The 5,786-nt window shown below is 34.0% G+C and carries 5 protein-coding genes; 3 read left to right on the top strand and 2 right to left on the bottom strand.

Annotation, left to right across the window (positions count from 1 at the left end):
* Positions 1-328: 328 nt before the first annotated feature.
* Positions 329-1,945 (bottom strand): RepB family plasmid replication initiator protein, encoded by a 1,617-nt coding sequence (locus ORQ98_RS28775; RefSeq protein ID WP_274692277.1) that lies wholly within the window; start codon positions 1,943-1,945, stop codon positions 329-331.
* Positions 1,946-2,530: 585 nt separating this feature from the next.
* Here ORQ98_RS28775 and ORQ98_RS28770 point away from each other — a divergent pair.
* The 3 genes from ORQ98_RS28770 to ORQ98_RS28760 are packed head-to-tail and all read left to right on the top strand — an operon-like array spanning position 2,531 to position 5,031.
* Positions 2,531-3,439 carry a ParA family protein gene (locus tag ORQ98_RS28770; RefSeq protein ID WP_274692276.1) on the top strand — a complete coding sequence of 303 codons (909 nt, stop codon included), beginning with the start codon at positions 2,531-2,533 and terminating at the stop codon, positions 3,437-3,439.
* A complete protein-coding gene (locus ORQ98_RS28765; protein WP_274692275.1) occupies positions 3,436-4,560 on the top strand; it encodes a hypothetical protein in 1,125 nt (374 codons plus the stop codon). The genes ORQ98_RS28770 and ORQ98_RS28765 overlap by 4 nt, the downstream gene beginning before the upstream one ends.
* Positions 4,561-4,578: 18 nt before the next feature.
* Complete coding sequence (locus ORQ98_RS28760; protein WP_274692274.1) at positions 4,579-5,031, top strand: hypothetical protein; 453 nt, start codon at positions 4,579-4,581, stop codon at positions 5,029-5,031.
* A 333-nt stretch (positions 5,032-5,364) separates the two neighbouring features.
* Here the strand turns inward: ORQ98_RS28760 and ORQ98_RS28755 are convergent, their stop codons facing one another.
* Complete coding sequence (locus ORQ98_RS28755; protein ID WP_274692273.1) at positions 5,365-5,544, bottom strand: hypothetical protein; 180 nt, start codon at positions 5,542-5,544, stop codon at positions 5,365-5,367.
* Positions 5,545-5,786 lie beyond the last annotated feature (242 nt).

Genomic DNA, 5,786 nt, shown 5'->3' with positions numbered 1-5,786 from the left:
GTGTTAATGGGAAAGCAGGTGGGGCTATCACAACAGGCACTTCACAAATACCATCGTGAGCTCGCTCTTCAAAAACCAATTGTTTGGGCTCCATAGGGAAAGTCCGCCTAACATTCAGGTTTGATTACAAAACAAACAGTTTTTCGCTTCATATCAGTGAAGTGTTGGACAGAGATAAACATCATTCAGTGATCGTCTTTCTTTCGCCTTATTAACTAATACATCAGTAGCCGTATAATTAAGCTTTCAAATTCCTAAGTATCAAGATACAAATAATAGGCTTAAGTACGGCAGTTAATCTATTAAATAATGATAGCTAAAGCCAGCTTTATTCTGATTGTAATTTATTAACAAATTTCTGGTAGATATCCATTAAGTACAACGCTTTATCCAACTTATCAGGAGGTAACATATCCATATTAACTTCAAATTCCTGGAGAAAATCCCAAGGATGAATAAATTTTTCTTTATCTTCATTAGTATAACAGAATGGGCTTCTATGCCATAAAATTGTCACTTCATACATAATCATAACCAAGGCATAACTAAACTTTCTTTTTTTTAGTTTATCTATAAAAATGTTAGACCATTGACTATGTTGTTTTAGTTGCTTTACAAGTCCATCAAACGCATCTTTACAATTTAAATTATATTGAGTATTAGGTGAGTTAAGCTTATTAACTAAATATTGAGATGAAGCATTTAAAGCCTCACTATATAAAAGGATGTTTTTTTTGAAAGGATCAATATCTGAGCTTTCTTTTCTAATATCATTGGCTGTTATTTTCTTTTCGATGCTACCAGCGGAAGATTTATTATTTTTATTAAGTTCTCGTAGATATTTATTTTTTAACGATTTGTAAATATATCCTCCATGCCCTCTTCTACCTCCTTCTAAAACTAACTTCTTCACAAAGTTCTCTATATTATCAATACCTAGTACTTCTGAAAATAATCCAGGGTAACCATCTTTATTAATAATATACTTATCAGTTTGGTTAATATTTAAGTAAATTTTACACAGCTCATACAAACTCAAATTTTCGATATTTATGTTACCACTAGTTTTCTTCCCTAGTGAAAACTTTCTAACATATTTGCTTAGCTCACTTGAGTCTCTTTTAGACTCTGTTTTCTTAATAAAAAACTGAAAGCCTTCACTCCCTAATTTAACCAGCTTAATTTCAATATCCAGATTTTTTTTTGATAATGTCTTTATCTTTGACTCAATTTGCTTTTTTGCTTCTGATGGGTATACACCAACCAATCTAGGCATAAAAAGCAAGCACGATAGTTCTAGCTGGTTAAATATCCTTGAACGTACTTCCCTTCCTACACGCTGACTTTGAACATAAGGCCTACACAGCTTATACAACGCTATAGTTGATGAGCTTGATAATTGTTTTAGAATATTCAGGTCTATGTGTGTATAAACCTTATGCAAGTCATCAAAAATCCAATCAGCTATCGAATAACTAAATGCTCCTGATCCTTTAACTTTAAAAGAGTTACTATCAGAAGTTAGTATTTCCGTTGTAAAAGGCTTTTGTATTAATTCGCTTTCATCTGATAAAAATGTAATGATGCTTTTTGTCTTAGACAGATCATCTACTGTTGCAACTTTTACACTACTTAACCGAAAAACAGCTTTCTTAATTAGTTCATAATTTCTATTTGGTAACTCTATAGATTTTGCAAGATCAGCATAAGACCAATCATGTATGCTGTACCCTAAGTGCTCTTTTTCCCTTCTCGCAAGTTCTATCATTGCAATCAAACATTTCAGGTCATTTGAGTTTAAGAGTGCACCTTTAACTGATTTTGAAAACTCTACAGAGTGGCACAAATCTACAGCACTTTTTGATAGCACGGCAATCATACCAGAAATTACTTTTGAGCCTTGATACTGGCCAAGTTCTTTACTGTAAGCAAGCCTAACTGTCATTTAAGTGCAATACCTCAAACCAGAGCTATATACTCAACCAATCTGTCTTTTTTTGAACAAAACCGCCGTTCTTCTCAATAAAATATAGTAACGCTATACCTAATAAACCATGACCTATATTTAAGACTATTCTGACCTATTTTTCAATTACTTTGTTCACCCACGACAGATCGTTTAATAATTAAACAAAAATTGTATTATATCATTCAAAACATGTATTATTTTTACCAAAACTGTATTATTTTTACCAAAAAAAGCTTGGAAACAACATTAAAAACTATGTAAATCAATTAGTTATCTACGATACTCTGAGTGTCTATAGTAAAGAAATAGTATATTAAAATTACATTATATAGTAGTAATTATAATTAAAAGATTTAGCTCAACTACTCATCATGTATAAAAAATGCTCTATTTCTATTCGAATTTACTCCTTATTTTAAAAAATAAACGACCTATATATTGTTTAAAATTTATAAAAAATATACAATATATGTTGCTTATATATTCATATATATGATAGTACTGCTAATATCAAAGATATGTACTTTTTTAACTCACGTATCAGCTTATGGAATCACTTTGATGAAAATCATTACAAGTGCAACTCACAAAGGAGGCGAAGCAAAAACTACATTTGCTCAAGTCACTGCCTCTTACACAGCTCAAGTTAAAAACAAAAGAACACTATTAATAGACCTTGATAAACAAAGCTCCCTATCTAGACGATATCTAAGAATGGAGTCAGAAGAGACAAGAGCAGAAATAGATGGAACGGCTATTCCACCTGTTCATCCAGACTATAGAGAAGGCAGTGATCCTTCTGACTTTCCTCCTAGAACAAGTTTCCATGGAATTTATCATGGCCAAATGGTTGTCCCCTATCCAACTAGTATACCTAACCTAGACATTGTACCTTCATGGTCAAGCCGGCTTGATGCTGTGCTCAAAAATAGCCCAGACTACTTACTTGAAAGGGTGTACAACAGGCCTCTAGAGTTTTTTAAGCTTCCTGAGCTTAGAAGTGCATATGATGTTGTAATCATCGATACACCTCCAGACAAAAATCCACTTGTAATAGGAGCTTTAAGAGCTAGTACACATGTCTTCATTCCTGTTCAGCTTGCACAAATGTCTTTGGAAGGACTTGAAGCAATGAAAATTTTTGTTGGGCAGCAGAATGATGTTGTTTGTCATGATCATGAAATTAAACTGGCTGGAATTGTTCCTACGATCTATGACAAATCTGCAAGCCAAAAGAAACGGTTAGAATTTCTAAAAGACCAGCATGGTGATTTGATTATTGATCCTCCAATGTATAAAAGAGTAACGATTACTAGGTTAAGTGAAACACCAGCAGAGCCTTCAAGTTTTTTAGAGTGGCCCTCCTCTATCATGGCTAAGAAATATGGGCATAAAAAATCACAACAAGAAAATGATAAGCATGAACTTTTAGAAACCTGTGAAGAAGTTTATAAGAGGGTATTTAAATGAGCGGAATGTTTAGAATTCCAAGTAGAAATCCAAATACTGAAAACGAAACTACTGAGGAAAAGTTCAGTAGAGACGAACTCGTAAATAAGTCACAAGAACTACGTCGTGATGCAGGTCCAACTAGAATGGACATGATTCATCACAACCTTAGTAACGTAAGAACACTTTCATTTACGCCACAACAGCTCAAGTCTTGGTTAAAAGTTGGAACTGGCAATAGCCTAATACAAAAGAAGAAAGGGGATATAGTATTTCCACCTTTCGATAGCATAGAGCATAACTTAAAGCTTGATAAGTTTTCATTTAAAAAAGCAAAGTCTGACTATGAGGAAATTTGTGCATTAGCTAAAACAATTTACTTAGATGGCATTAGTGTTTTGCCGCCTATTAAGTTGCTGGATGATAACTCCGGCGTTTACAAAGTTATATATGGACAAAGACGTTTCATTGCAGCATATATTCTTGAGGAGCATTTGATTTATGCTGAAATAGAAAAATCTACGGAAATTTATAATTCTCCATTTGAAGTTGCGAAAATACAATTCAAGGAGAATGCTGGTCAGTCAGATATGTCTTTAGCAGACAAACTATCATTCGTTGAACTGGTTAATACTGAATACACAAAGAAGTATGGCAAGCCTGCAACAGTTTTAGACTTAGAAAAAGAAACGGGACTTTCAAATCAAAATGCAAGGAGCTTTCACAGACTCTTGCATAGTTGTGAATTAGTAAAAAAATTAGTACATAAGCACGTTATTACATCACTCAAACCTGCAGTAAAGCTGCATCAAGAGTTAAAAAAGAATCCAGCAAAAGTTAGAAATGAATTGTTAGAAAAATTCTCTGAGTTTAAGGATGAACTAAAAGAGTGTAGTTATTTTGAAAGCGATGAAGTAGTTCAGATAAAAAATAATAAAAGAGATTATGGAAAAAGAACACTTAAAATGGGGACTACTAAAAACAGTGAACTAATAAAAGATGTTCTAAAGAGATACTCTAAATCAAAAGAGTTTGCACAGTTGAAGGTTGTTATCCAAGATCTAGACTGGAGTGACTTTGAACAAATTGAAAATGCATGGAATAGCTTTTTAGAAATTGGTAACACTGTTTTTGGTGAGTAGTAAAGATTGGAGCTTTTTATGATTTCACAAAGTATTTCAACTTGGAACGATATAAGATTTATCTTTGAAAATAAAGAGTATAAGAATGAGTTTACATCTACCTCTGTTGATATTACCGCTCACTGCTTTAATTTGCTAAATAAAGGCCTTCAGAGAGATAGCTATAATAAGAAACAGCAGTCTATTTGGATTGCAGAAGCACTCAAAGATATGCTTGATCAGCCTCATGATGAGTTCATGTTATTACTTGATACTGATACAAGTAATAGGCATAAAGGGCTGGAAATGAAAACAATTTTTTTAACTCTACCAGTTGAGATTGATAAACAGTTGGAGAGTAAGGTTGGTTATATTAACGAAACAGAAGTTGGCTTGACTGGCGTAAAAAGGAGAGTTATTTATACTGCTATTTATCGGCGCTATTGGAAAATGAATGCCTTTGGGAAAGAATTCCCCCTTGATGATGCATAAAGGGGGTCCCGGGACCCCCTTTAGTTAAGTTATTGATTTTAAAGAAAAAAACAAACTAAGTGCTTAGAACCTATAAGCCAATACATGTACAATTATTAATACATAGATACCTCTGGCGCAGTTTCAATAGCTCCATATCCATAGATTGACTAAAATAGGGGAGGTGGGCTCTTGAGAGCTTTCAACAGCAGTTGTTTACCATTTATCTTCGTAGCGTTATCTAGCAAAATTTTAAGTGGTTCAAGGTCTTCGCCAGTTGAAGGGTTGACTATAAAGTTCACATTTTCTATGGAAGCGATATTCACATCGTTGACTTCGGTTTGAATATCAACCTCACCGGAAACACCAGGCTATTAATGGTGTTCGGGACATGGCTTGATTAGATGAATGGTCAGCTTTCGGTTTTAAAATCTTGGCAATGGTGTTGAAGTAACCAGCGGCTTTTTGGGGGGATTCTTGCCCCACATTGACTCCAGTAAACCGGTCTTTTTTGCCTGCATTCCAGCGAGCCACACTTAATACCAATCATGGTAAATAATCTGTAAAATACCTGGTCACAGTATTTCACTTAATTTAACTAGGAATTTAATAATGGCAAGGATTGCTTCTATTCCAGATGAATTGTATGACTACGACTTTGATGCCTTACTAAATAGAGAGCCACACCCAAGAACACGACTTCGCTTATTAGCGATGGCTCATTTGCAAGCAGGTTGGTCTCAAACTGAAATAGCACGAGCATTAAGGAAGTCAAA

The organism is Spartinivicinus poritis, assembly GCF_028858535.1.
GTDB lineage: Bacteria > Pseudomonadota > Gammaproteobacteria > Pseudomonadales > Zooshikellaceae > Spartinivicinus > Spartinivicinus poritis.
The sequence above is the reverse complement of the archived record's forward strand: the minus strand, read 5'-3'. Positions and strand labels throughout refer to the sequence as shown.

What these genes read in the sequence shown, in the direction of transcription:
- ORQ98_RS28775 (WP_274692277.1), bottom strand. Translation starts at nt 1,945, where the DNA reads ATGACAGTTAGGCTTGCTTACAGTAAAGAACTTGGCCAGTATCAAGGC.
- ORQ98_RS28770 (WP_274692276.1), top strand. Translation starts at nt 2,531, where the DNA reads ATGAAAATCATTACAAGTGCAACTCACAAAGGAGGCGAAGCAAAAACT.
- ORQ98_RS28765 (WP_274692275.1), top strand. Translation starts at nt 3,436, where the DNA reads ATGAGCGGAATGTTTAGAATTCCAAGTAGAAATCCAAATACTGAAAAC.
- ORQ98_RS28760 (WP_274692274.1), top strand. Translation starts at nt 4,579, where the DNA reads ATGATTTCACAAAGTATTTCAACTTGGAACGATATAAGATTTATCTTT.